Source organism: Arthrobacter glycogeni, from assembly GCF_054510815.1.
Genome location: NZ_JBTNDV010000013.1, coordinates 1 through 24,377, shown reverse-complemented (window position 1 = coordinate 24,377; position 24,377 = coordinate 1). Strand labels below are relative to the sequence as shown.

The 24,377-nt window shown below is 64.6% G+C and carries 29 protein-coding genes; 19 read left to right on the top strand and 10 right to left on the bottom strand.

Translation table 11 applies throughout. The annotated features are described in order from the left end of the window. The first annotated feature begins 70 nt into the window (after positions 1-70). The 4 genes from ACX80G_RS13715 to ACX80G_RS13700 all read left to right on the top strand — a co-directional run bounded on the left by ACX80G_RS13715 (position 71) and on the right by ACX80G_RS13700 (position 2,449). Positions 71-1,270, top strand: a complete 1,200-nt coding sequence (locus ACX80G_RS13715) for an acetoin utilization protein AcuC (RefSeq protein ID WP_459308238.1) — start codon at positions 71-73, stop codon at positions 1,268-1,270. 33 nt (positions 1,271-1,303) lie between these two features. Then, complete coding sequence (locus tag ACX80G_RS13710; protein ID WP_459308236.1) at positions 1,304-1,750, top strand: ArsR/SmtB family transcription factor; 447 nt, start codon at positions 1,304-1,306, stop codon at positions 1,748-1,750. 183 nt (positions 1,751-1,933) lie between these two features. Then, entirely contained in the window at positions 1,934-2,146 is a 213-nt protein-coding gene (locus tag ACX80G_RS13705) for a helix-turn-helix domain-containing protein (protein ID WP_459308234.1), read from the top strand. Positions 2,147-2,350: 204 nt separating this feature from the next. After that, positions 2,351-2,449, top strand: coding sequence for a 30S ribosomal protein bS22 (locus tag ACX80G_RS13700; protein WP_003792170.1), 99 nt, complete (start codon positions 2,351-2,353; stop codon positions 2,447-2,449). A gap of 59 nt (positions 2,450-2,508) precedes the next feature. Here the strand turns inward: ACX80G_RS13700 and ACX80G_RS13695 are convergent, their stop codons facing one another. After that, a complete protein-coding gene (locus tag ACX80G_RS13695) occupies positions 2,509-3,333 on the bottom strand; it encodes an HAD family hydrolase (protein ID WP_459308233.1) in 825 nt (274 codons plus the stop codon). A gap of 79 nt (positions 3,334-3,412) precedes the next feature. Between ACX80G_RS13695 and ACX80G_RS13690 the strand changes: the two genes are divergently transcribed. Continuing rightward, positions 3,413-3,706: a glutaredoxin family protein gene (locus ACX80G_RS13690; protein ID WP_459308231.1), complete on the top strand. Its 294-nt coding sequence runs from the start codon at positions 3,413-3,415 to the stop codon at positions 3,704-3,706. Positions 3,707-3,821: 115 nt separating this feature from the next. Next, positions 3,822-4,541 carry a redox-sensing transcriptional repressor Rex gene (locus ACX80G_RS13685; RefSeq protein ID WP_459308229.1) on the top strand — a complete coding sequence of 240 codons (720 nt, stop codon included), beginning with the start codon at positions 3,822-3,824 and terminating at the stop codon, positions 4,539-4,541. Positions 4,542-4,560: 19 nt separating this feature from the next. Here the strand turns inward: ACX80G_RS13685 and ACX80G_RS13680 are convergent, their stop codons facing one another. Together ACX80G_RS13680 and ACX80G_RS13675 are read right to left on the bottom strand one after the other, a co-directional pair. After that, the gene (locus tag ACX80G_RS13680; protein WP_459308227.1) at positions 4,561-5,202 is read right to left on the bottom strand and encodes a hypothetical protein; all 642 of its coding nucleotides are present in this window, start codon (positions 5,200-5,202) and stop codon (positions 4,561-4,563) included. A gap of 148 nt (positions 5,203-5,350) precedes the next feature. Next, positions 5,351-5,899: a YceI family protein gene (locus ACX80G_RS13675; protein WP_459308226.1), complete on the bottom strand. Its 549-nt coding sequence runs from the start codon at positions 5,897-5,899 to the stop codon at positions 5,351-5,353. A gap of 172 nt (positions 5,900-6,071) precedes the next feature. On the opposite strand from ACX80G_RS13675, the gene ACX80G_RS13670 reads away from it, so the two are divergent. The 5 genes from ACX80G_RS13670 to ccsB are packed head-to-tail and all read left to right on the top strand — an operon-like array spanning position 6,072 to position 10,966. Next, positions 6,072-6,749 carry a histidine phosphatase family protein gene (locus ACX80G_RS13670; protein ID WP_459308224.1) on the top strand — a complete coding sequence of 226 codons (678 nt, stop codon included), beginning with the start codon at positions 6,072-6,074 and terminating at the stop codon, positions 6,747-6,749. A 37-nt stretch (positions 6,750-6,786) separates the two neighbouring features. Further along, positions 6,787-7,401: a TlpA family protein disulfide reductase gene (locus ACX80G_RS13665; protein ID WP_459308222.1), complete on the top strand. Its 615-nt coding sequence runs from the start codon at positions 6,787-6,789 to the stop codon at positions 7,399-7,401. 48 nt (positions 7,402-7,449) lie between these two features. Then, positions 7,450-8,208 (top strand): cytochrome c biogenesis CcdA family protein, encoded by a 759-nt coding sequence (locus ACX80G_RS13660; RefSeq protein ID WP_459308361.1) that lies wholly within the window; start codon positions 7,450-7,452, stop codon positions 8,206-8,208. Then, a complete protein-coding gene (gene resB / locus ACX80G_RS13655; protein WP_459308221.1) occupies positions 8,208-9,941 on the top strand; it encodes a cytochrome c biogenesis protein ResB in 1,734 nt (577 codons plus the stop codon). The genes ACX80G_RS13660 and resB overlap by 1 nt, the downstream gene beginning before the upstream one ends. Beyond that, positions 9,941-10,966, top strand: coding sequence for a c-type cytochrome biogenesis protein CcsB (gene ccsB / locus ACX80G_RS13650; RefSeq protein ID WP_459308219.1), 1,026 nt, complete (start codon positions 9,941-9,943; stop codon positions 10,964-10,966). The genes resB and ccsB overlap by 1 nt, the downstream gene beginning before the upstream one ends. A 178-nt stretch (positions 10,967-11,144) precedes the next feature. On the opposite strand, the gene ACX80G_RS13645 is transcribed toward ccsB, so the two are convergent. After that, on the bottom strand, positions 11,145-11,558 hold the full coding sequence (locus ACX80G_RS13645; protein WP_459308217.1) for a PLD nuclease N-terminal domain-containing protein: 414 nt from the start codon (positions 11,556-11,558) through the stop codon (positions 11,145-11,147). A 30-nt stretch (positions 11,559-11,588) separates the two neighbouring features. On the opposite strand from ACX80G_RS13645, the gene ACX80G_RS13640 reads away from it, so the two are divergent. Beyond that, complete coding sequence (locus tag ACX80G_RS13640; RefSeq protein WP_459308215.1) at positions 11,589-11,885, top strand: DUF4229 domain-containing protein; 297 nt, start codon at positions 11,589-11,591, stop codon at positions 11,883-11,885. An 84-nt stretch (positions 11,886-11,969) separates the two neighbouring features. On the opposite strand, the gene ACX80G_RS13635 is transcribed toward ACX80G_RS13640, so the two are convergent. The 3 genes from ACX80G_RS13635 to ACX80G_RS13625 are packed head-to-tail and all read right to left on the bottom strand — an operon-like array spanning position 11,970 to position 15,005. Beyond that, positions 11,970-12,854 (bottom strand): 1,4-dihydroxy-2-naphthoate polyprenyltransferase, encoded by an 885-nt coding sequence (locus tag ACX80G_RS13635; protein ID WP_459308214.1) that lies wholly within the window; start codon positions 12,852-12,854, stop codon positions 11,970-11,972. A gap of 60 nt (positions 12,855-12,914) precedes the next feature. Next, the gene (locus ACX80G_RS13630; protein ID WP_459308213.1) at positions 12,915-14,048 is read right to left on the bottom strand and encodes an AMP-binding protein; all 1,134 of its coding nucleotides are present in this window, start codon (positions 14,046-14,048) and stop codon (positions 12,915-12,917) included. 6 nt (positions 14,049-14,054) lie between these two features. Further along, a complete protein-coding gene (locus ACX80G_RS13625; RefSeq protein WP_459308212.1) occupies positions 14,055-15,005 on the bottom strand; it encodes a 1,4-dihydroxy-2-naphthoyl-CoA synthase in 951 nt (316 codons plus the stop codon). A 157-nt stretch (positions 15,006-15,162) separates the two neighbouring features. Between ACX80G_RS13625 and ACX80G_RS13620 the strand changes: the two genes are divergently transcribed. After that, on the top strand, positions 15,163-15,594 hold the full coding sequence (locus ACX80G_RS13620; RefSeq protein WP_459308211.1) for a hypothetical protein: 432 nt from the start codon (positions 15,163-15,165) through the stop codon (positions 15,592-15,594). A 32-nt stretch (positions 15,595-15,626) separates the two neighbouring features. Here ACX80G_RS13620 and ACX80G_RS13615 read toward each other — a convergent pair whose 3' ends face one another. Together ACX80G_RS13615 and ACX80G_RS13610 are read right to left on the bottom strand one after the other, a co-directional pair. Beyond that, positions 15,627-16,064 (bottom strand): VOC family protein, encoded by a 438-nt coding sequence (locus ACX80G_RS13615; RefSeq protein ID WP_459308209.1) that lies wholly within the window; start codon positions 16,062-16,064, stop codon positions 15,627-15,629. A 93-nt stretch (positions 16,065-16,157) separates the two neighbouring features. Further along, on the bottom strand, positions 16,158-16,712 hold the full coding sequence (locus ACX80G_RS13610; protein WP_459308207.1) for an SRPBCC family protein: 555 nt from the start codon (positions 16,710-16,712) through the stop codon (positions 16,158-16,160). 196 nt (positions 16,713-16,908) lie between these two features. Between ACX80G_RS13610 and ACX80G_RS13605 the strand changes: the two genes are divergently transcribed. The 5 genes from ACX80G_RS13605 (at position 16,909) to ACX80G_RS13585 (ending at position 22,854) form a co-directional block, all read left to right on the top strand. Further along, complete coding sequence (locus tag ACX80G_RS13605) at positions 16,909-18,534, top strand: ABC-F family ATP-binding cassette domain-containing protein (protein ID WP_459308205.1); 1,626 nt, start codon at positions 16,909-16,911, stop codon at positions 18,532-18,534. Positions 18,535-18,693: 159 nt separating this feature from the next. Then, on the top strand, positions 18,694-19,902 hold the full coding sequence (locus ACX80G_RS13600; RefSeq protein WP_459308359.1) for a thiolase family protein: 1,209 nt from the start codon (positions 18,694-18,696) through the stop codon (positions 19,900-19,902). Next, positions 19,902-20,645 carry an enoyl-CoA hydratase/isomerase family protein gene (locus tag ACX80G_RS13595; RefSeq protein ID WP_459308203.1) on the top strand — a complete coding sequence of 248 codons (744 nt, stop codon included), beginning with the start codon at positions 19,902-19,904 and terminating at the stop codon, positions 20,643-20,645. The genes ACX80G_RS13600 and ACX80G_RS13595 overlap by 1 nt, the downstream gene beginning before the upstream one ends. Next, complete coding sequence (locus ACX80G_RS13590) at positions 20,642-21,541, top strand: 3-hydroxyacyl-CoA dehydrogenase family protein (RefSeq protein ID WP_459308201.1); 900 nt, start codon at positions 20,642-20,644, stop codon at positions 21,539-21,541. The genes ACX80G_RS13595 and ACX80G_RS13590 overlap by 4 nt, the downstream gene beginning before the upstream one ends. A 173-nt stretch (positions 21,542-21,714) precedes the next feature. Then, positions 21,715-22,854: a class I SAM-dependent methyltransferase gene (locus tag ACX80G_RS13585; RefSeq protein ID WP_459308199.1), complete on the top strand. Its 1,140-nt coding sequence runs from the start codon at positions 21,715-21,717 to the stop codon at positions 22,852-22,854. 13 nt (positions 22,855-22,867) lie between these two features. Here the strand turns inward: ACX80G_RS13585 and ACX80G_RS13580 are convergent, their stop codons facing one another. Next, a complete protein-coding gene (locus tag ACX80G_RS13580) occupies positions 22,868-23,728 on the bottom strand; it encodes an SGNH/GDSL hydrolase family protein (protein ID WP_459308197.1) in 861 nt (286 codons plus the stop codon). A 172-nt stretch (positions 23,729-23,900) separates the two neighbouring features. Between ACX80G_RS13580 and ACX80G_RS13575 the strand changes: the two genes are divergently transcribed. After that, on the top strand, positions 23,901-24,095 hold the full coding sequence (locus ACX80G_RS13575; RefSeq protein ID WP_459308195.1) for a hypothetical protein: 195 nt from the start codon (positions 23,901-23,903) through the stop codon (positions 24,093-24,095). Positions 24,096-24,377: the final 282 nt, after the last annotated feature.

The window sequence follows — 24,377 nt, the reverse complement described above, 5'->3', positions numbered from 1 at the left end:
TTCGAGTAGTAAACCACTTCCGCCGGGCCAGTGTGTCCAGACAACCAGTAAATCACGTAGCCTGTCAGTGATGAGTAGCGAACCCCCGTCGTTCCCCACCAGCGTCGTCTGGGACGACTCCATGCTGGCCTACAACTTCGGGCCCACCCATCCGATGAACCCGCAGCGGCTGGCGCTCACGGCACGCCTTGCCGCTGACTTAGGACTCTTCGACCGTGAGGGGGTTACGCTGGCCGCCCCTCTTGTTGCTACTGACGTCGAGTTGCGCACCGTTCACAGCGACGACTATATCGCGGCGGTGCGAACGGCCAGCAGCAATCCCGATCAGGCTGACGCCGCCGTCGGCCTGGGCACTCCGGATAATCCCGCGTTTGCGGGCATGCACGAGGCCAGCGCGCGGCTCGTCGGTGGCTCTCTGGCGGCAGCGGACGCGGTCCTCAGCGGGCATGCCGTGCACGCTGTGAACTTCGGGGGCGGCATGCATCACGCCGCCCGGTCCGCGGCCAGTGGGTTCTGCATCTACAACGACGCCGCCGCCGCCATCCAGCGACTGCTCGACGCCGGCACGCAGCGGGTCCTCTATGTCGATGTGGACGCCCACCACGGTGACGGGACCCAGAGCATCTTCTGGAATGACCCGCGTGTGATGACCATTTCACTGCACGAGACCGGAATGAGTTTGTTCCCCGGCACCGGATTCGCCAATGAAACGGGCGGCCCTCGCGCCGATGGTACGGCAGTGAATGTCGCGCTGCCCACCCTCACCGGTGACGGCGGCTTGCTGCGGGCATTTCATGCAGTGGTGCCGCCGCTGGCCGGGGCCTTCCAGCCCGAGGTCATCCTCAGCCAGCACGGTTGCGACAGCCATGTGGATGACCCGCTCACCAATCTCAGGATCAGCATTGACGCTCAACGCGAGCTGGCGGTCAGCATTTGCGATCTGGCCACCCGGCTCTGCGAGGGGCGGTGGATCGCCACCGGCGGCGGCGGCTACAACCTCACCAGCGTTGTCCCGCGCGCCTGGTCGACACTGATCGCCATCGCCGCCGGAGCGCCCATCGGACCGCAAACCGCAGTGCCGGAGTCATGGCGCGCCCATGTGCTGGAGCGCTACGGCAAACCCGCCCCCCGATTGATGGGAGATGGTGCCGACCCTTGGTGGCGCTCGTGGGAGGTCGGCTACGACCCGGACGACGACCTCGACCGCACCGTGATGGCTACCCGTAAGGCCGTCTTCCCTCTTCACGGGCTCGATCCTTGGTTTGACTAGCACCGATTGCATATATGCCGCTAGGGTAATGGGATGGTAGTCGAGGATGTGTTCGCAGTTGTGGCTGAAGGTACCCGTCGCGAAATTCTCGGATCACTGCGTTCCGGAGACAAAGCGGTCGGCGAGCTGGTGATCGAATTGGAAGTCAGTCAGCCCACCGTGTCAAAACACCTCAAAGTGCTCCGCGAGGCCGGCTTGGTGTCAATGCGCGCTCAGGGCCAACGTCGCTTCTATTCCCTGAGCCCGGCGCCGTTGCGCGAAATCGAGTTGTGGCTCGGGTCGTTTGAACTTCCGGCCCAGCCGCCAACGGCCCCGGAGGTGGGGGCGACCGCGCATCAGTCCCCAGCGCTTGCAGCGGCTGTGGATCCGGCAACAGATATCGCGGGTCAGCCGGCCTTCGGGCGCACCGTTGGGCGGGCGGCCGAGCGGGCCGCGGACCTCTTCGCGCAGTTGCCCAAGCTTCGACGCCGCCGGGATTAGCCGCGGGCGGTGCAGCGACAGGTCATGATCTCCTGGCGCTTTCACTTTGGTCACAGCAGCCACTACAGTATGTCATGGCGGGAAGTCTAGATTTTCAAGGCGACACGCCGTGCGGCTGCTACGTGGCATGCCTCAGATTGCACACGTTGGGGGTGCAGACCTCAATGTTAGGAGCAGTGTGGGATGGTAGACGCGAATAATTTCTCTGACGTCAGGTTTCTGACCGTAGCCGAAGTCGCGGACATGATGCGGGTTTCGAAAATGACCGTGTACCGCCTGGTTCACTCGGGCGAGATGCCAGCAGTGCGGTTTGGTCGCTCGTACCGCGTTCCCGAATCGGCTGTCGAACAGTTTGTCAAAGGTGCAGCCGTCGAAGGTCAAGCAGGAACCGGATAGTCGGTGAGCCGGCCCTCGATTGGGTCGGTCGGGGGTGTCGTCAATTAGCGGTACCCTGTTAAGGAGCGTTTTACGCGCTGTCGGCTAGGCGTCCTTGTGGCGAAAGGTCCGGTCCGCGTAGGTATTTGCGTTATTGTCAGCATCCGATCGTGACGCCCACCCGGGCCGCGTGTTGGAAACCGAAGATCAGTTTGTGAGGACTTTATGGGTTCAGTAATTAAGAAGCGCCGCAAGCGTATGGCCAAGAAGAAGCACCGCAAGCTGCTTCGCAAGACTCGTCACCAGCGCCGCAATAAGAAGTAGCTTTACTTCCGGAGATAGGTTCGCCCGCGAGGGTGGGCCTTTCTCCGTTAACGGACTGCTCAGCTGCCGCGCATCCTGGTAAACCCCCGCCACAGCCCATACACCGCGCCGGCGCCCGTGGCCGCCTTGAGGCCGAGGGTCGCTGCCCGCCGGCCGCTCCGGAAGTCGTAGATGGGCCAGTTGTTCTCACGGGCATGGCGCCGTAGCCTGCGATCGGGGTTGATCGCCACCGGATGCCCCACGATGCTCAGGAGGGGAATGTCATTGTAGGAGTCGCTGTACCCCCAGCACCGCAGCAGGTTCAGGCCCTCTGTCTCCGCCAGGGCGCGCACGGCCACCGCCTTGGCCGGACCGTGCAGAAATTCCCCCACTAGCCGTCCGGTGTAGAAGCCGTCAGCCACCTCGCCGACAGTCCCTAGGGCTCCAGTGAGTCCAAGGCGATTGGCAATCACGCTGGCCACCTCCACTGGGGTTCCGGTGACCAGCCACACCCGTCGCCCCGATTTGAGGTGCTGTTCGGCCAGGGCGCGCGCTCCAGGCCAGATCTTCGAGGCGATCATTTCGTCATACACTTCTTCGCCAAGGGCCTTGACGTCTTCGTGTGCAATCCCGATGGCAAAGGCTAGCGCAGCGTCGCGCACCGAGTTGATGTCGGTCATATTTTCCCCGCGCATCACAAAACGTAGCTGTTTCCAGGCCAGGCCACTGGCAAACCGGAGAGTGAATGCCTTGCGCTGGTACATTTTCCGCGCCACATGAAAGAGGCTCGCCCCGCGCATCATGGTGTTGTCCACATCGAAAAAGGCGGCGTCGCCACCCGGCCCGGGGAGGGTGGCGGCTACCCCTGGAGCGACCCGCAGGGGCCCGGTGCTGGCAGCGGACATAATGTGAGTCTAAATCACTTGAGTCGGGCCATGTGGCGTGATGCCACGCGGTGCATAGCGAGGCGGTAGCTTGGGTGGCATGGTTACTCCCCCCGAGCCCGGACTGCCGGGCGTCAATCCCGGCCATCCCACAGTTGAGCTACTGACCCGTCCCGATTGTCATCTGTGCGCCGAGGCACGGGTCGTGGTGGCGTCCGTCTGCGACGAACTGGGGGTGCGGTGGCGCGAACTTTCGACAGCTGACGAGCCGGCGTTGCTGGAACGGTTCGCCGAGGAGATCCCTGTACTCCTCATTGACGGGGTGCAACGGGACTTTTGGAAGATCGACGGGGCCCGACTTCGTCGGCTTATCACGCGGGGACCAGCCGCATGAGGGCCGGCTTTGTGGCGCGCGCCTGGCGCTCTAAGGTGGAGTTACTCGCGACGTCGGCCGGTCCGTCGTCACATGGCCTTGCCGTCAAGCGGTGGGCGGACAGCAAACGGAGCGATTGAAAGTGACGCCGGAAGTACCAGAGCTACACCTGTCAGGGAGCGGTTCCGCCGCACGACAGATCCCGACGGCGTCCTTGACGCGCCTGACCATCTATCTGCGGGCCCTCAATTCGCTGCTGGCGGAAGGGACCGAGCGAGTGTCCTCCGACCGGTTGGCTGAGGCGGCCGGCGTCAATTCCCCGATCCTGCGCAAGGATCTGTCCTACCTCGGCTCCTACGGGACCCGGGGTGTGGGCTATGACGTGCAATACCTGAACCGGCAGATCTCCACCGCGCTCGGGCTGACCCTGGACTGGCGCGTCGCGATCATCGGGGCAGGCAACCTCGGGCGGGCCCTGGCTGGCTACTCGGGCTTCGAATCACGAGGATTCGAAATTGTCTCTCTCTTTGACGCAGACCAGCTGATAGTCGGTGCCGAAGTCGGGTGGTTGCGGGTAAGCCCGGTTGGGGACCTGGAGCAGGTGCTGGAGCGGACCCGCGCCAATATGGCGGTGCTAGCGGTCCCCGCGGCAGTGGCCCAGTCGCTCTGCGACCGGCTGGTTGCCGCAGGCATCACGAGCATTCTGAGCTTCGCGCCCGTGGTGTTACAGGTGCCGGAGAGCGTCCAGTTGCGCAAAGTGGACATGGCTACCGAGCTCCAGATTCTCGCCTACCACGCACAACGGGCGCAGGAGCCGGATAACGCTTCCGACTCCCGCACCCGGACCGCCCAGTAATCCTGAGGCGTCGCTGGTCCTAGAACTGGCCGGGAACAACCTGCTTCTGGAAGTATGGTCGTGCCGGCTTCAGGAAGGTCATCACAACGCCGGCCACACCGAGCAGCAAGGCGAGAATCCCGATGACGGTCTCCAGCGGACCCGGGGTGGCGAGCTCCTGCCCTTGCAGCAGGTCACTGCCCTCAAGCATCGACAGCGACAGGAGGCCGAACAGGTAAATCAGGACCGAGAGGGCCGCCAACACTGTCGCAGTGATTCTGGCCCAGTTGTGACCCTTGCGGATAAAGATCGCGAGCAGGATGTAGATACCGGTGGCCACCGCTGCGAAGACCAATGTGAAGGCAATTCCGGCACCCCCAGCGGGTCCCTGTGCCGGAACGGAAAGAACGCCGATGATGCTCGAGAGGAAGCTGAGCACCCCGGCAGCGATGATCAGCGAGAAGGCGCGCTCCACTTCCTTGGGTGCAGGGCCCTTCTCGGTCATTGACACCTGACTCATATTCCCCGGGTAGTTATAGCCGGAGGGCTGGGCATTCTGGTAGCCATAGGGGGCGGCCTGACCATCTGGTGGGAGTTGCCCCGAGGGAGGCTGCTGTGTCTCCGGGTTGTCACGCGGGGGGATGTCCTGACCGGGATTGTGGTCGTTGGGAGGTGTGCTCATTGCCGGTTCCTGTTCACTAGAGACTGACTGGTGTAGACCCTGTGGGATCACACCGCCAACCCTAGCGCGAGGGGTCGGGCAGCGGTGGGATTAAACGCCAGCGGCTGCCGCCCTCCAGTGGAGAGCGGCAGCCGCTGGCAGGGAATGACTACTCGGCCGGGGCCACGAATGCCGTATCAAGGTTGATGGTCACCTTGTCGCCGACGAGCACGCCGCCGGCTTCGAGGGCTGCATTCCAGGTCAGTCCGAAGTCCTTGCGGGAGATGACGGTCTTGCCGGAGAACCCGGCGCGGGTCGCACCGAAGGGATCTACTGCAACGCCGTTGAATTCGGTTTCGAAGACGACGGGAAGTGTGATGTCGCGGATGGTCAGGTTACCTGAGAGCTGGTAGGTCTCACCGGCGCCCTGAATGGTTGTCGATTCGAAGGTCATTTCGGGGAACCGCTCGACGTCGAAGAAGTCCTCGCCGCGCACGTGGCCGTCACGGTTGGCGTCGTTGGAGTTGAAGGAAGCGGTCTGGATGGTGGCGGTCACCGTGGAGTCGTTCAGCGAGGTTCCGACGTGGAGGGCGGCGTCGACAGTGTCAAATTGACCGCGCACCTTGCTGATGCCGGCGTGCCGTACGGTGAAGCCGACCTCGCTGTGCGAGCCGTCCAACGTCCACGTGCCGTTGGTCAGTCCTGTGGGAATTGCCATGATGAGTCTCCTGATCGTAATGCGGTCTGGGCGATGCAGCCGAGGCGGCCGGGAGGCCGTCACCTATAATAAACATGCATTTGCATCAATTATTCCCGAAATTACTCCAATCTTCAAATAAACTCGAGACGGCGGATTTAGCTGCCTGCCCGAACTCTGAGAAACTGGAGTCATGTCCCTTGCTACCGTCCACCTCGTGCGTCACGGCGAAGTCCACAACCCCGAGCGCGTGCTGTACGGCAGGCTGCCGAACTTTCACCTCTCTAACCTGGGCCAGGAAATGGCGCAGCGGGCTGCGAAGCACTTCGTCCGCAGAGCCAACGATGGCGCCCGAATTGTCCGGTTGGTGGCCTCTCCGCTGACCCGTGCACAGGAAACCGCTGCGCCGATTGCCGAGCAGCTCGGGCTGGACATTGTGACCGACGATCGGGTCATCGAGGCCTATAGCCGTTTCGAAGGCATGGCCCAGGTTGCCCGCCAACTGCGGTATCCCCGCCACTGGCCATTGCTCGCCAACCCCTTCCGGCCGTCCTGGGGCGAGCCATACAGTCAGCAGGTGGGGCGCATGATGGCGGCTGTCGATGACGCCCGCCGCGCCGCCGTCGGGCAGGGTGAAGCCGACACGTCCGCGGGGCCAGCCGAGGTGATCGTGGTGAGCCATCAGTTGCCCATCTGGGTATCGCGGCTCGCTGCGGAGAACCGTCGGCTCTGGCACGACCCCCGTGACCGTGAATGCACCCTGACATCCATTACGTCGCTGGATTTCGACGCCGGACGCCTGATCGGGGTGCGGTACGAGGAACCCAGTGCTGACTTGTTGGCCGGTGCGGCGAACCTGCCGGGGGCATAATAGTATTACTACACGTTGTAGAAATGTGGAAGAAGCTGTGAAAAATATCGACCGATCCGCTGGGCGCCTGCAGAAGCTTGGCGTAGCGCTGGCCATTGGCTTGTCCGTCTCCCTTGCTCTTTCAGCGTGTGCCGCTGATGATCCGCTGGCTCAACAGGCCGCCGTCGGTGACAACAAAAACTACATTGCCGGCGATGGTTCGGTGACTGAGTACGCAGCGGCCGAGCGAGGGGAGCCCCTCGCCATCACGGGAACCAGCTACGACGGACCTGTAGTGGACTCGGCGGACTGGGTTGGTCAGGTCACCGTCGTAAACTTCTGGTACGCCGCCTGTGCTCCCTGCCGCGAGGAAGCACCCGATCTGGTGGCGTTGCATGAAGAATATGAGTCAGCGGGCGCCCAATTCTTTGGGGTCAATATTCGCGACTCCCAAGAGACGGCCGAGGCGTTCGAGCGTACCTTCGACATTCCCTACCCGAGCCTGAACGACCAGGATGGCGGCGTGCTGCTGGCCATGACCACCTATGTTCCCCCGCAGGCGGTACCCACCACCCTGGTGATCGACAAGGAAGGCCGCGTCTCCGCGAGGATTCTCGGGTTGGCCGACAAGAGCACTCTCGGCGCCCTCATCGAAGCCGCGTTGGCCGAGTAACTCACAGTGACCCTCTCCCTGAGCACCGTCATCGGCGGCTCCATGCCCATGGCCGCCAGCAACGCGTTCGCCGATACCGTGCTGAACGGCTCCATGCTCCTCGCACTGCCTGTCGCGCTTCTGGCCGGCCTGGTGTCCTTCGCATCCCCGTGTGTCCTTCCCCTGGTTCCCGGCTACCTGGGCTATGTCACGGGGCTGACCGGCGTCGATCTTGAACAACAGAAGCGCGGTCGGATGCTGACCGGGATTGCCCTGTTCGTGCTCGGATTCTCGGTGGTCTTCATGGCGTATGGGGCGCTGTTCGGTCAGTTGGGCGCGTGGATGGTGGGCTCGGAGAGGTGGCTGATCCCCGTGATGGGCATCGTCGTGGTGCTTATGGGGCTGATCTTCATGGGCGGTTTCTCCTGGTTCCAGACGGAGAAGAAGTTGCGGACCAAGGTTCCGACCGGCCTCTGGGGTGCACCCCTCCTCGGCTTGACGTTCGGTCTGGGCTGGGCGCCCTGTATCGGTCCCACCCTCTCGGCGGTGCAACTGCTGGCGTTTTCCAACGACGACGCCAGCGCCGCCAAAGGGGCGGCCCTCACGTTCGTGTACTGCCTGGGTCTGGGCCTTCCCTTCCTGTTGATTGCGCTGGGTGTCCGCCGCGGCATGGGCGCACTGGCGTTCTTCAGGAAACACCGACTGTCGCTACAGCGTTTCGGTGGCGGCATGCTGGTGGTGGTGGGCGTGCTGATGGCCACCGGCGTCTGGACCCTCTGGATCAATGAATTACAGAACTGGCTCGGCGGGGTGACCCTTCCCATCTGATGACTGCTGACAACTTTGACAAGGGGCAGACACTGACTCCCGACACCCCTGAAAACGGCAAGCCCGACGTCGCGCTGCCGGCGCTTGGCTTCCGCGGCAGCCTCCGCTGGGGCTGGACCCAGCTCACCAGCATGCGGACAGCCCTGTTCCTCCTGCTCCTCCTTGCGGTCGCTGCTGTGCCCGGATCGCTGTTTCCGCAACGCCCGGCTAACCCGGCGGTGGTCACCCAGTACATTCAGGTCAACCCTGACACCGGGCCTATCCTCGACTGGTTCCAGCTCTTCGACGTGTATTCATCGGTCTGGTTTTCGGCCATCTACCTGTTGCTCTTCATTTCCCTCATCGGCTGTGTCATCCCGAGGGCCATGGCCCACGGCCGGGCGATGAAGTCGAAGCCGCCCCGGACGCCCCGGAAGCTCTCCCGGATGCCGATCTATGGGACCCTCGTCCTCCCCGCAGCCGCCCAGGCCGGCGGCTCACAGCTCACGGCAGCGTCAGCCGCCTCCGATGCTGCGGCGATGTTGAAGAAGCGCGGATATCGGGTGGACCTGCGTGACACGGGTTCAGCACAACCCTCAGTGGGAGCCGAACGCGGATTCCTCAAGGAGGTCGGCAATCTGGTGTTCCACTTCTCGCTGATTGGTGTTCTGGTCTCGGTGGCGCTCGGGGGCCTGTTCGGTTACAGCGGGCAGAAGATCATTGTGGAGGGCGACAGCTTCGTCAATACCCTGGTGGGCTACGACACGTTCACCCCCGGCGCCAACTTCAGCGCTGGCCAACTTGAACCGTATTCGCTGAGGCTAGACAGATTCGATGTGCAGTTCGACCGTCAGGAAACCCACTACGGGCAGCCACTGGACTTCACCGCCAACGTCACCACCAAGGACGGCCCCGATGCAGGGGAAGTCGGGCAGGTCCTGAAAGTCAATTCTCCACTGAGTATCGGCGGCACCGGGATCTACCTGGTTGGCAACGGGTACGCGCCGGTGGTCACCGTCCGCGATGGCAACGGCGACATTGCCATGCAGGGGCCGGTGGTGACGATCCCGCAAGACGGGTTGTTCACCTCGCTCATGGTCATCAAAGCTCCCGATGCTGCACCGGACCAGCTCGGCTTTGTCGGATTCTTCCTTCCGACGGCGTTCGTCGGTGAGGATGGTGTCGCCTTCTCCCGTGACCCGGATCCGTTCAACCCCCAGCTGAATCTGAACTCGTATTATGGCGATCTTGGCCTCGACGACGGCGAACCGCGCAGCGTTTACCTACTGGATACCGAGGACCTGACCGAGCTCAACAGCCGCACCAGCGACGAGGGTGGAATCGTCCTCGGGGCGGGCCAGACCTACGATCTGCCGGAAGGTAAAGGTTCGATCACTTTCGACGGATTGGACCGCTACATTGCAGTAGACATCCGCCACGATCCAGGCCAGCTGGGCGCCCTCATCTTCTCGACCCTGGCGCTGGCCGGGCTCAGCGCTTCACTGTTCATCGGCCGGCGCCGGGTCTGGGTTCGCACCGGAACCCATCCCGATGGTCGGATCATGGTCGAGTACGGGCTACTGGCCCGCGGCGAAGACCACCGGCTCACCGGTGAAGGAGCGACCATCGACAAGGCGCTGCGGGAGCAGTGGCTGGTGGAAGACCGGGTAGAGGAGCAAGATGGGAAGCCTGACGCCTCGGGCAGCACCACCGAACACGTATCACACCAGGTAGGAAACGGTAAGGACAGCTAATGCCAACAATCGACCAGACCCTCGGGGAGTTTAGTGAGCGTTTCATGTTGCTCGCGGCCCTTACCTACACGGTCGCGTTCATCATCTTCACGCTCGACCTGGTGAAGAGCAGCAAGCGGATCCGGGCGGTCGAGGAGAATCTCGCCGCGTCCGAGGAGGCCGGGCAGCTGGTGCTGGTGGGTGCCGATCAGATCAACCGACCGGCTACCCGCGGCGGGTCCACCGATGTTACCGGCGACACGATGGCCGACGACGCGATGGACTACTCAGGTCAGCGGAAGTTGGCGCGCATCGCCGTCGTCCTGACTGTCGTCGCCGCAATGATTCACGCAGCCGGCGTGGTCTCCCGCGGACTGGCGACGAATCGGGTCCCTTGGGGCAATATGTACGAGTTCTGCACCACCGGCGCGCTGGTCGTGGTGTTGGTGTTCCTGGCGGTGCTGATCCGCAAGGATCTCCGGTTCCTCGGAACCTTCGTCGTCGGTCTCACACTGGTGATGCTGTGTGCCGCGACCATCGGGTTCTTCACCCCAGCGGGCAACGTGGTCCCTGCACTGCAGAGCTACTGGCTCATCATTCACGTGTCGGTGGCGGTGGCCGCGTCGGCGCTGTTTACCCTGACGTTCGCGATGTCGGTCCTGCAGCTCGTGCAGACGAGCCGGATCCGGAAGCTTGCCGCAGGCGGCCCGGACCGTGTGCCGTTCATGCGTTTGGTCCCGTCGGCGCTCAGCCTGGAGAATCTTTCCTACCGGATCAACGCCATCGCCTTCGTGATGTGGACCTTCACTCTAATGGCCGGCGCCATCTGGGCCGAGGAAGCGTGGGGTCGGTACTGGGGCTGGGACGTCAAAGAGGTGTGGACCTTCGTGATCTGGGTGGTCTTCGCCGGTTACCTGCACGCACGGGCCACCCGCGGCTGGACTGGTACCCGAGCTGCCTGGCTGGGCATCATCGGATACCTCTGTATCGTCTTCAACTTCACGATCGTGAATATGTACTTTTCGGGCCTGCACAGCTACGCATAGGTGAGCAACCTGCCCCGCGGGGGTCAACCTGGACCGCGGTGGGGGATATACCGCCCACCGCGGTCCAGATTGACCCGCGATCGGGAGCCGACGCCGGGTGAAGCCTCTCCGCCGACGCCGGGTGAAGCCTCTCCGCCGACGCCGGCGGCCTCCCAGCCGACGCCAGGCCCGGCCGGGTTCAGACGGTCTTGCCGCCGGTCTCGTTGTCGGCTTCGCCGTCGTTTTTCCGCTGGTCCTCGCGGGCTTTCTTCTCCTGCGCCGCGCGGAGTTCACGTTCCTTGCGCCGGTTCTCCTTCTCGCGGGCTTCCTGGCGACGTTTCGCCTCAAGATTCTGCAGGAACTGGGGATCGTCATCGGGTGCTGTGGGATGCCGGGGAGCGGGACGCTGACGCCCGCGGGTGCCGCTTGGGCGGGGCCGTCCGAACAGGAACCAAAGCCCAGCGCCGAGGAGTGGCACCAGGACGATCGCGGCAAGCCACGCTGGCTTGGAGATGCTGCGCACCGAGTGCGCTTTGGTCATAATGCAGTCGATCAGCGCGTAGACGATGACGGCGACTGCAACGAGGATGAGGAACAACAACAGGCGAGGCATCTGTCAATTGTAGGCGAGTAAACTTGGCGAGTGCCCTTCCTAAAATTCTCCGCCCTCCGCTTCGGCCTCGTCGTGGTCTTCTTCGTCATCTCCTACTGGCTGGGCCTTGGCGCCTTCTTCTCGGCAGCCATTGCAGCTATTTTGGCCTGGTGTGTGACTTACCTGTTTTTCCGGTCCATGCGCGATGCCGCGTCGGCGTCGCTGCAGCGCAGGTTCAAAGACGGTGCGCCGCCCCGGCGTAGCCTCGCCGAGCTCGACGACGCCGCCGCCGAGGATGGCTATGATCCGAACACTTCGGTCAACGCGGATCGCAAGCCCCTCAGCTGACGGGCAGGCGAGGCGCGAAGAGCCAGTCGCGTACAAGGCCCTCAGGGCGCGCAGGTCAGCCCAACACCGGGTCAGTGGTTCAAACTAGGCCAGGACCGTCGTCAGGACCACACCGGCGCCGAACAGCACGCTGAACCCCAGATTGATCAGGCCGGTCTGCTTCAGGACCGGGATCAGACTGCGCCGCTTCTTGCCCTTAAGCATCAGCCAGCTGGGCATCAGACACGCCGGAACGAGCAGTAGAACCAGCAGCACCCACGGGTAGTCGTACACCAGAAACAGGGGCAGCAACAGTGCCGCAGCGAGCATCATCACGTAGGTGATCCGCGCTGTAGTGTCTCCGAGCCGCACGGCGAGGGTGATCTTCCCGGCCTCGCGGTCCGTCGGGATGTCCCGCACGTTGTTGGCCATGAGGAGTGCCATCGCGATGATCCCGGTACCGATTGCACCGATCCAGGCCACAGCGTTCAGCTGCCCCGCCTGGGTGTAGGTAGTGCCCAGCGTCGCGACCAGGCCGAAGAATACGAACACAAAGACATCGCCGAGGCCCATGTAACCGTAGGGGTTGCGACCGCCGGTGTAGCCCCAGGCGGCAGCCACGCATCCAACGCCCACCAACAGCAAGAACCAGGTCTGGGAGAGCACAATGAGGCTGGTGCCGGCGATCATCGCCAGCGCGAAGCACGCGAACGCCGCCCATTTGACCTGGCCGGGGCGTGCGGCGCCGGATCCGGTCAGGCGGAGCGGTCCCACCCGGTCCGCGTCGGTTCCCCTGACGCCGTCGGAATAGTCGTTGGCGTAGTTCACGCCGACCTGCAGCATGATGGCGACGACGGCGGCCAGCAGAGCGTTGACGGGTTTGAACGCTTCAAGGTCGAACGCAGCCGCACACCCCACGATCACTGGTGCAATCGCCATGGGGAGGGTTCGCGGGCGGGCGCCCTCAAGCCATTGTGCGGCAGTAGCCACGGTGCTGTCCTTTTCGTTGGTGAGTGGTGAGTGGTGAGTGGTGAGTGGTGAGTGGTGAGTTTAGGCGTCGGAGCGCCCGAGCAGCGCCCGAACAGCCAACCGATCGGGTTTGCCGTTAGGCAGGAGAGGCAGTGATTCGAGGGCAAGGATGATCCGGGGGACAGCGTGAGCGCCGAGTGAGGCCCTCGTTTGCTGACGCACCTCGTCGGCGCTGACCTGCCCGACGACGGCAGCGGCCACCGCGGTGCCCCATTCGGCGCTGTCGATGCCCAGCACCAGGGCCTCCTGGACGCCTGATATGCCCTCGATGACTGAGGTCACCGCTGCGGCTGACACCTTCAGTCCGCCAGTCACAATGACATCATCGAGCCGACCGGCGACGGTCAGGACCCCGTCAGTGTAGTCACCGGCGTCGTCGGTCCGGAACCAACGGCGCCCGGAATTGAACGCGAACCGGTCTGCACTGAGTTCGGGCTGCCCCAGGTACCCGTCAGCCAGGACGGGTCCGCTGATCCACAGCCGGCCCTGCTCGGTGGTGAGGTCGACCCCATCCAGGGGAACGCCGTCGTACACGCAGCCGCCGCACGTCTCGCTCATGCCGTAGGTCAGCACCAGGTTCAGCCCGTGCCGGCGGGCGTCACCCAGAAGCGCGGCGGAGGCCGGGGCGCCGCCGAGCAGGATGGCGTTGAATCGGCGGAGCACCTGGAGTGTCCCGGGCCGCGGGTCCTGGAGGAGGCGGTGCAATTGGGTGGGAACCAGCGACGTGAAGCGGACCTTGTCGGTGAGCTCCCCGGCAGCCTGGGTGAACGCCTCGGCCGTGAACGGCGCCGCCAGATCCATGGCCCACGGCCGGGTCCCGGCGTACAAAGACCGGACCAGCACCTGAAATCCTGCTACATAGTGCACCGGCAGGGTGAGGAGCCACTGCCCCTCGGCCTTGAGCGCCAGAGCGGTGCCCATCGCCGAAGCGGCCAGCGCATCGACGCTGAGCAGTGTCTGTTTCGGGAGGCCCGTCGATCCCGAGGTGCTGAGGACCGCGGCAATCTCGTCGTTGGGCAGTTCCCCGTCGAAGCGCTGCCCCGCGTCGGCATGAGGTGCGACGGCGGGCCCTTCCCCGGCGAGCGCGGCGGCCAGCGGCGCGAGGAGCGCATGAGGGTCGGCTCCGGGCGGCGTGTGGAACGGTAGCAATTCCATGGTGGCCTAGAAGTAGTAGGGGTAGGCAGACCAGTCTGGCGCGCGCTTTTCCAGGAAGGCCTCTTTGCCCTCGACCGCCTCATTGGTCATGTAGGCCATCCGAGTGGCTTCGCCGGCGAAAACCTGCTGGCCGGCGAGGCCGTCGTCGGCCAGGTTGAACGCAAACTTGAGCATGCGGATGGCCTGTGGACTCTGCCGTGCGATATCCGCCGCGTACCGCAAGGCCGTGTTCTCCAGTTCCGCGTGATCCACCGCCTCGTTGACGGCGCCGATGGCGACCATCTCCTCCGCCGAGTACTCGCGGGCAAGGAAGAAGATCTCGCGGGCCTTCTTTTGACCGATCTGGCGCGCCAACAGCGCGGAGCCGTAGCCGGCGTCGAAACTGCCGACGGTGGCATCTGTCTGTTTGAATTTTCCGTGCTCACGGGAGGCGATTGTCAGGTCGGCCACCACATGCAGGCTGTGCCCGCCGCCGGCCGCCCACCCGTTGACGACGGCGATGACAACCTTGGGCATGGTCCGCATCAACCGCTGCACCTCAAGAATGTGCAGCCGGCCAGCACGGGCGGGGTCGACACTCTCGCTGGTCTCGCCGTCCGCGTACCGGTAGCCGTCGCGGCCTCGGGTCCGCTGGTCTCCGCCCGAACAGAACGAATGACCCCCGTCTTTCGGTGACGGCCCATTGCCGGTCAGTAGGACGGTGGCAACGTCGGAGCTCATCCGGGCATGGTCCATGGTGCGGTAGAGCTCGTCAACGGTGCCCGGCCGGAACGCATTGCGCACCTCGGGGCGGTTGAACGCAATCCTGACGGTCGGGAGATCCCGCACCTGACCGTCAGGGCTCCGCTCGACCTGTCGGTGATACGTGATGTCCTGCAGGTTGCCGAACCCGGAGACGAGTCGCCAGCGGGCAGTGTCAAAGAGGTCCGAAACCTGTGGGGGAAGGTCAATAGTCACCCATCGAGTGTAGCTTTGCGGCACGCCGTTGGAGTGAATAGGGCTTTTACGGCTATCAAACGGTTTCGTTACCCGGCCGTGCTGTCGGATTTTTGCGGGGTTTGGTTAGCTAGCGCGTGAGAGCTGGCTAAAGGGGTCGTCCGTCGGAGGGAAAGTCATGAAATTCATTAAGACGATCGCACTCGCGGCCGTCGCCGCTTCACTCGCACTTCCCGGAGCTACGGCCGCCATGGCAGCTCCAGAGGAGAGCATGTTCGTTCCGTTTGATGAGGCGACGGTCGTCGATCCGGACACAGTCACCTTTGTCACCGGGGGCCTTCTTGCCGCCGATGGCACCAATCTTTGCGCCACCAACCCGGGTTCCATCGTATTCCCGGACGGAACGTACCCTTGCTTCATCGATTTCACATCGCCCGACCCTGACCCCGTACCTCAGGTGGGTCAGATGCCGGTGGGCGGCGTCGATACCGGGGTTGCCGTGAGGGCTATCGTCCAACCGGATGATGCGATACCTATTGTGTTGCTGGTAGGGGCGGCAGGTGGTCTCGCCGCTGTCCTGTTGGTGACTTGCCGGCTCCGGGGTGTCTGACCACTCCCGCCCCGATGGGCCGGTCAACGTCGTCAGGATATGCAGAACTCATTGCCCTCGGGATCCGCCATCGTGTACCAGATATGAGGACCCTGGTTAGCCTGATACAGAAACCGTGCGTCCCGGCCCTCGAGCCGGGACCGAAGCTCGTCCTTGTTGTCGCCGTCGAGATTGACATCCAGATGGCAGCGGTTCTTGACCGTCTTCGGTTCGGGGACGAGCTGGAACAGTATGCGTAGGCGGCCTTTTTGGCCCTCCTCGCCGGGGCGGCAGATGGCCGACCCCTCGCGCCATACCCGGATGCCGTTGTGTACGACAAGTTCGTCTGGTTGGGCCCAGCCTTTGGCGATCACGTCGTCGATGAAGTCCTGATCGGTGGGCTCGACCACCCAGCCGAGCGTTTCCGCCCACCAGTCAGCCTGAGAATGGACGTTGGTGCAGTCGATGGTGATCTGGAAGGTATACGTCATGGCTCGACAGTAGAGCCCGGTGATAGGGGAGGCTAGGGAATTGCGGACAGATGTGGTCCGTGATCCCGACAGCGGTCTCCTCGTCCTCCTCGGTCAGGTGCTGGAATTCAGCGCGCGATGGTCCCGTTCAGCGAGCCGCCGGAGTTCGCGGAGTTGTTTGCGCATCATCATCAGGTCACCCCATGCGAGGGCCGCCTGCCGTAGCCCGGACAGCGGCCCAGTGGGCAGTGGCACCGAAAGACGGGCCTTTAGCCGTGAACCCTGCCCCACGGGTTCGACCGAGTACTCAATAGCTAGCGCTCCGAAGAGGTGGGCGGCCCGCTCTGATCGGAGTACGACGGCGAATGAGTGTCCCGGGTCGACCGCTGACACGGTGAAGACCCGCATCACCGGATCCCCCACCCGAACATCGATCACCTGCGGATCAAGCAGTTGGGGGCTGCGCCGTCCGAAGTTGTCAATCAGGTCATAGCTGTAGGGAGCCCGGCGAAGCTGGGTGGTCCACGCAAACATCAGGTCCGGAGTGCAGTCAACGTCCACCGCACGAATCCACTGCTGGCTGGACGCGACGGCGGCGTCGTCGACCGAGCCCCCCGAAATGCTTGGGCTGGTCTCCGCCCAGTACCAGGGCACGCGTGACACTGTCATGGCCCCATCCTGCCGGAGATCCGCCAACACCGCGACAGACCCGGCAATCGCTATTGGGTTGACGGCCCGCCCGCGCGGGGGCACGCTGGTGCCATGAGGAAGTAGCCTTGCATCTGGCCGACCGCCGGTGCCCGCCGCCCGCCCGGTCCCACATGCCGCCCTGCTGCCGCCCTATCCGACACTGCGAGGAAACCCTTTGACCGAACATCTACAACTCTCCGACGTGTCCCATGGGTACGGCGACCGCCTGCTTCTTGACCATGTTGAGCTCACGATTGGCCGCGGCGAACGGGTCGCGGTGGTGGGTGAGAACGGTGCCGGCAAGTCGACGCTGCTGCGTCTGATCGCCGGGGTGGAGGTTCCCGACGCCGGCCAGATCGCAGTGCACGGCACCGTTGGCCACCTCCCGCAGACCCTCGACCACGCCCCAACCGACACCGTGAGGACCTTGATCGACGCTGCCCTGAGCGGAATCCGGGCCCTCGAAGCCGAGCTGAGGACCCGCGAGGCGTCGCTGGATTCAGCGGATGCCGATGAGCTGGAACGCTACGGCGCCGCTCAGTCCGAGTACGACCTGCACGAGGGATACAGCGTCAACTCACGGGTCGACGCCGCCCTCAGCCAGCTCGGGCTCGGCGACCTCCAGCGGGACCGCACCCTCGGCACCCTTTCCGGCGGTGAACGGGAGCGCCTTGCACTTGCCTGCCTGCTCGCCGACCCGGCCGCCATCCTGCTGCTGGACGAGCCGACCAACCACCTCGACGACGACGCCGTCAGCTGGCTCGGGCGCGAGCTCGCCGCCCACCGTGGTGCAGTCATCGCCGTCACCCACGACCGATCCTTCCTGCGTACCTTCGCCACGACGATTATTGAAGTGGACGGCGATCGTCGCGAACTACGGCGCTATGGCGACGGGTACGAGGGATATCTCAAGGCCAAGATTGCCGAGCGGCGCCGCTGGGAGCAGGACTACCAGCAGTGGCTCGACGCCAAGGAAGCCGAACGGGTCAAGGCCGCAGCGGTGGAGGGGCGGATGGGCTACGGTCGCCGCCGCGACGGCGACAAGATGGGGTATGACTTCAAACAGGGCACAGTGCAGGAAGCCATCACCAGCCAAAAACGCAACGCCCAGGAGCGGCTGCGCCGGTTGGAGGAGCAGCCGGTGGACCGGCCGCCACAGCCCCTCGTGCTTTCGGCGCAGTTCGGCGGCCAGTCACTGACCGGTCCGGTGCTCGAACTCTCAGGGGTGTCAGTGGGGGACCGCTTGTCGGTGGAGTCGCTCAGCGTGGGGGCGGGGGAGAATCTCCTGGTTACCGGGCCCAACGGCGCGGGCAAAACAACGCTGCTCAATGTCCTGGCTGGCGCCTGCCCAGTAGACGAGGGCGTTGTGACGCAAAGCGGCAGCCTGGGGTATCTTCCGCAGGAACTGGCGCCGCACCGGCAACCGACCTTACGGCTACTCCCGGCCTTCGCCGCCGGCCTGCACGGGGATCTGGACGAACACGCCGACCGTTTGCTCAACCTGGGCCTGTTCCGCACCGCCGACTTCCTGGTCCCGGTGGGAACCCTCTCGGCCGGACAATACCGCCGGCTGGCCCTGGCCCGGCTCCTGGTAGGTCGCTACGACGTCATCCTGTTCGACGAGCCCACCAACCACCTCGCCCCGGTCCTGGTGGGCGAGCTCGAGGAGGCTCTGGCCGAATACGAGGGGACGCTCGTCGTCGTCAGCCACGACCGCGAACTGCGGCGGTGGTTCGACGGGCTTCCCTCCGGTCAGGAGCTCCGGCTCGAGGCGGGAAGGGTTATTGGAGCGCCACACTAGCCCACTCCCGCCAGAATAGTGCCGGACCCGCAGCCGAGCGGTGGGGCAACAGCGACCCTGCGGGGGAGCCACTATTCCAGGCACGTAATATAGAACGAACGGTCGGTAATTGAGCTGGCCGGATGACTAACACAATCGCTGATGATTCTGGAGGCAGGCATGGCCGAGGCATTTCTGGTCGGTGGGGTTCGTACCCCGGTGGGTCGCTACGGTGGAGCGCTCTCCGGGGTCAGGCCCGATGACCTCGCAGCACTGGCGATCCGCGAAGCGGTGACCCGGGCAGGAATTGACCCCAGCGAAATCGACGAGGTAATCCTCGGTAACGCCAACGGTGCCGGCGAGGAAAACCGCAACGTCGCCCGCATGGCCTCGCTCCTGGCCGGACTACCGGATACGGTTCCTGGCATCACAGTCAACCGGCTCTGCGCGTCGGGCCTGTCAGCGATCATCATGGCGTCCCACATGATCAAGTCCGGCGCCGCCGACATCGTCGTCGCCGGCGGCGTGGAATCGATGAGCCGTGCGCCCTGGGTAATGGAGAAGCCCGCCAAAGCCTTCGCCAAGCCCGGGGGGGTCTTCGACACGTCCATCGGCTGGCGGTTCACCAACCCGATCTTCGCGGCGCAGGACAAGACCACGTACTCCATGCCGGAAACCGCCGAGGAGCTCGCGTCGGTGGACGGCATTACTCGCGACGACGCAGACGCCTTCGCCCTGCGCTCCCACCAGCGGGCACTCGCCGCCATCGAAGCAGGCCACTTCCGTGACGAGATCCTTCCGGTGCACACCCGCCACGGCAAACGCGAGGTCACCGTCGACACTGACGAGGGCCCCCGCGCCGATACCACCCTGGATGTCCTCGCCGGACTCCGCCCGGTCGTCAGGAAGGATGGTGTGGTCACCGCCGGGAACTCCAGCTCGCTGAACGACGGCGCCTCCGCCGTTGTCGTCGCGTCCGAAGCCGCAGTGAACCGGCTCGGCCTCGCCGCCCGCGCCCGCATCCTCGACGGCGCGTCGGCGGGCGTCCCCCCGGCCATCATGGGCATCGGTCCGGTCCCGGCCACGCAGAAGGTGCTCCAGCGCACCGGGCTGAACATCGGCGACCTCAGCGCCGTCGAACTTAACGAGGCGTTCGCCACCCAGTCGATCGCCTGCATCCGCCGGCTCGGTCTGGACGAGGAGCTGGTGAACCGCGACGGCGGCGCCATCGCCCTCGGCCACCCCCTCGGATCCTCGGGGTCCCGGCTCGTGATCACGCTGCTTGGCCGTCTGGAACGTGAGGTACGTGGCGAGGGCCGAGCGATTGGCCTGGCCACTATGTGCGTCGGCGTGGGGCAGGGCACCGCCGTGCTGCTGGAGCGCGTCTGATGGATGACTTCACCACGCTGCGGGTCGCTGACGACGCCGACCGCCTCACCGTTCAGCTGCACCGCCCCGAGGTCCGCAACGCCATCGACCAGACCATGGTCGACGAACTTCATACTGTGTGTGAGGCTCTGGAGAGGCGGCCCCGTGTCCTCATCCTTACAGGAAGTAACGGCGTGTTTGCCTCGGGCGCCGACATCGCCCAACTGCGGGAACGACGCCGCGACGACGCACTCGCCGGGATCAATTCCACTTTATTTGCCCGCATCGCCCGGCTTCCCCTGCCGGTCATCGCCGCAGTGGACGGATATGCGCTCGGCGGCGGGGCGGAGCTCGCCTATGCCGCTGACTTCAGAATAGGGACGCCCAGCCTGAAGATCGGCAACCCCGAGACCGGCCTCGGCATCCTGGCCGCCGCCGGCGCCACCTGGCGGCTCCGGGAGCTGGTCGGCGAACCGTTGGCAAAAGAAATCCTGCTGGCCGGACGGATCCTCGGCGCCGACGAGGCGCTCGCCGTCAGGCTCATCACCGAAATCCACGAACCGGATGCACTCCTCGCGGGCGCCAATGCGCTCGCCGACCGGATTGCCCGGCAGGATCCGCTGGCTGTCCGCATCACCAAATCCGTGTTCCATGCTCCACCCGGGGCACACCCGGTCATTGACCAGTTGGCTCAGGGCATCCTGTTCGAATCTGACGCCAAGTTCGACCGGATGCAGGCATTCCTCGACAGGAAAAACACATGAGCCCATCGACCGCAATCCCTGGCCCAGCCCTAATGCCCGGCACGGCTCGAATCCCCGGTCTTGTCGGTGTCCTCGGCGGCGGCCGGATGGGTGCAGGTATTGCCCACGCGTTCTGCATTGTAGGCGCCGCAGTCGTCGTCGTCGAGCGCGACGATAGCGCCGCCGTAGCAGCCAGGCAGCGCATCCTCGACGCACTGGGTAAGAGCGTTCAGCGCGGGACCACATCGGAAGACCTTGAGGCGCTGTCGGCTCGGGTTTCCGTGTCGGTCGACTACGCGGCGTTCGAAGCCTGTGGGCTGGTGGTTGAGGCGGTGCCGGAAGATTTTGACCTGAAGTCGGCCGCACTGACGGCTGTCGAAGCACGGTTGGCGGCCACCGCGTGGCTGGCCACCAACACCTCGTCACTGTCGGTCGGCGGGTTGGCCGAAAAACTTCAACGCCCGGACCGATTCTGCGGGCTGCACTTTTTCAACCCGGTGCCCGCCTCCACACTGATCGAGGTGGTCCTGGCGCCGCAAACCTCCGACGAGCTCGCCGGAGCAGCCCGCGGTTGGGTGGAGCAGTTGGGAAAAACCCCCGTGGTCGTCAAAGACGCGCCGGGTTTCGCGAGTTCCCGGCTGGGCGTGGCGATCGCTCTTGAAGCGATGCGGATGGTTGAGGAGGGTGTCGCGTCGGCCGACGACATCGATACAGCCATGGTGCTGGGCTACAAACACCCGGTGGGGCCGCTGCGGACCACCGACCTGGTGGGGCTGGATGTCCGGCTCGGTATCGCCGAATATCTGGAATCGACTCTGGGGGATCGGTTCGCTCCGCCCCAGCTGCTGCGGGACAAGGTGGCCCGCGGTGAACTGGGTCGGAAGTCAGGCAAAGGGTTCTTCGACTGGACCGAGTAAGCCTGGGTTAGTCGATCAGATATCGGGAGGTAGAGACGCCATCGCAATGAGGTTGTGCACATGCCACAGCCAGCACCTTGCCAGCGATCGACGGTAGGGCCATAGTGACAATTAAAGGATGGCAGCGGAAAACACCCCGCTGCTGCGACGCGGTGTTTTCCGGGAGGCACCCCTTGACCCACTCCAGCGGGCAGGACGCCAACGAACAAGAGAGTGACCGGCAGGCCGGCGGCCCCACGGCCGAGGCGGTGGCCCGGCGGGTGGTCGATGCCGCACTCGGGATGGTCGATGTGCTGGCCATCCACCTGGGTGACCGGCTGGGGTGGTACCGCCAGCTGAAGTCCCACGGGCCGGCAACAGCTGCCGAACTAGCCGAGCGGACCGGTACCTCCGAGCGATACACGCGGGAGTGGCTGGAGCAGCAGGCAGTGACCGGGCTCCTCGCCGTCGCCCCTGGGCCGGGTGCGGACGCCGACAACTCAGCGCGGGAACGCCGGTACAGTATCCCGCCGGGGACGGCCGAAGCGCTGACCGATGAGCGCAGCCTCAACTACATGGCCCCGCTGGCGCGCATGTTGGCTGGCTCCGCGGTGCAGTTGCCGGCCCTCGTCGCCGCCTACCGGACGGGCGGCGGTGTGGGCTGGTCTGACTTCGGGGCTGATGCCAGGGAATCGCAGGCCGACATGAACCGGCCGTGGTTCGACGCGGAGCTGCCGGGAGCGTTGGCAGGGATCGAGCACCTGGATCAACGGCTGCGACAACCCGGCGCCCGGATCGCCGACATCGGTTTTGGCGGTGGGTGGTCGAGCATAGCACTGGCTCGCGCCTACCCCGACGCCACGGTGGAGGGCTTCGACATCGACCCCGCATCGGTGAAGCTGGCAACAGCCAACGCAGCACATGCCGGAGTGGCGGCCCGGGTCACGTTTCATGAAGCGGACGCCAAGCAAATGCCGACGGCCACCTACGACGCCGTATTTGCGTTCGAATGCATCCACGACCTGCCCCACCCGGTCGAGGTCCTCGCCGCGGCACGCCACTCGCTCGTGCCCACGGGGACCGTCGTCGTCATGGACGAAGCGGTCGCTGACGTTTTCACTGCGCCCGGGGATGAGCTGGAACGCCTGATGTATGGGTTCAGCCTGCTTATTTGCCTACCCGACGGCATGTCACATCCGTTGAGTACGGCGACCGGGACAGTGATGCGACCCGACGTCCTCCATGCCTACGCCGTCGCAGCAGGCTTCGCTGACCTGCGTGTACTCCCGATCAAGGACTTCGGATTTTGGCGCTTCTATGAACTGCTGCGGTAGGCGGTGTCTGCCCTCACCGGGACGACAGGTTCACTGTACTGCGGAAGGACTTGAGGTAACCGGCCTGGTATCCCTTGGCAGTGGGGTGCAGGTCGTCGATGGCGCCGGCAAACGTGATCCACGGATCGTTGGTGCCGATGCCATGGCCCTTGAACCTCTTCACCACGTCGACGTACTGCAATCCGTTGGCTTCGGCGTTCTGCCGAATGACCGTGTTGAGCGCATCGGTCCCCTCATTGAACAGCTGTTGCGCCTTGGTGCTGAGCAGCACTTCCGACCCGGATTTCGGTGAGAAGAGGTGGGGGTACCCCGTGACCACAATCTTCGCCGTAGGAGCAGCCGCGCGTAGGTTCCCGTAGAGTTCATCCAGCGCGACGGCGAGACTGGTCTGGGCCTGCACAGTGCGGCCATCGACCACTTGCTCGCAGACGGCCAGCGGCAGCGCAGCGCACGCGCCCACCACGGCGCCGAAGTCCAGGTCGTTGCCGCCCGCGGAGAGGGTCACCAGGTCGGTGTCGGCCCCGATCAGGCCCGCACCGACGAGTTGTCCCAACTGCTGGGGAAGGTCGGGGACAGCGTCGGCGGGGTTCGCGGCGGCTTTGGCCCCGCTGCAGGAGGCGTTGACGGTCAGGTTGATTCCCCGACGGTCATCGAGCAGACCCGGCAGGCCCAGCGGCGATTGGCCGCAGGCGTTGATGTAGGAGCCAGCACCAAACCCCGCAGCATAGGAATCCCCCAACGCTACGTAGTCGACCTGATGCCTGCCAGGGTTCGTTGCGGCGGCGGGGCCCGCGACAGTGCTGGCCATCAGGCCAACCGAAAGCACGGCTGCGGCAGCGCAGCGTCCGAAGTGGGAGCGGAGGGAAGTTTTCATGGGACCAAGCTACTCCTGCAGCAGAACGTTGCATACGCCCAGCCAAAAGATCCTACTCATACTCCTCCCTCCTGTTCCCCTGCAGGCCGGCCGCGGCTACTGATCGTTGTGGTGGCTTTGGGGCACCTACCTCTCCGCCCAGGACCGGCGCATCACAGCCCGTCGCGGCCCGATGAAAGTCCTCGTCGCGGCAGAGCACTCCATCCTCAACACCGTTTGGCACATGCTCGCTAACGGTGAATGCTCCGAAGACCCCGGCGCCGATCACTTCACCCGACTTGACCCCGCCCGAGCCAGGAACAGTGCCATCAATAAACTCAAAAGCCTCGGCAGCGACGTCACCATCACCCCAGCCACCGCAGCCTAAGTCACCTTTTACTGTCGTATTAGCTCGGGTGGGCTGAGGGTCGTTTGTCTCGCTGGAGCTCACGTCTCGGCGGCGTTCTGAGTCGCCAGATCTCACGCCTCGACGGACGTCAGTAGGAGAGTCATGCCGGGTCAGAAGGGTGGTGGGGTTTCTGGTCGCGGTGGTGGTGGTGTGGGTGGTGGGTTGGGTTTGGTGGTGTAGGTTTCCCCGGCGGGGGAGATCGCGGTGATCGTCCCGGGTTCGGGTTGGGTGTAGTGCCAGAAACCCTCCGTTTTGAACATG